At 73.8% G+C, this 397-nt stretch carries 1 pseudogene; it reads left to right on the forward strand.

The features are described from left to right. Positions 1 to 121: 121 nt before the first annotated feature. Positions 122 to 397, forward strand: a pseudogene (locus MKK67_RS23715) (UDP-glucose 4-epimerase GalE); the annotation flags it as partial.

Below are 397 nucleotides of genomic sequence, written 5' to 3' on the forward strand. Positions count from 1 at the left end.
GGCCCGCTGCAGCATGCGCCGGTCGAGCTCGGTGGTGCGGCCGTAGCGCTCCAGAGCCGGCAGAAACGCCTCCGGCTCGATGAGGCGGCCCTCGACCCGCAGGCGGGCCAGCGCCTCGCGGCTCGACGTCTACGGCACGGATTACCCGACCCCGGACGGTTCGTGCCTGCGCGACTACATCCAGGTCTCGGACCTGGCCGATGCGCACCGGGTAGCGCTGGACCACCTGCGCGGGGGCGGCGAGAGCCTGACTCTGAACTGCGGCTACGGGCGGGGCTACTCGGTCCTGGAGGTGATCGAGGGGGTCACGCGGATCTCGAGGCGGGAGTTCGCCGTTCGGCCGTGCCCGCGCCGGGCGGGCGATCCGGCGCGGATTGGGGCCGAGGCGGGGTGGGTC

The organism is Methylobacterium sp. J-072 (assembly GCF_022829425.1).
Lineage (GTDB): Bacteria > Pseudomonadota > Alphaproteobacteria > Rhizobiales > Beijerinckiaceae > Methylobacterium.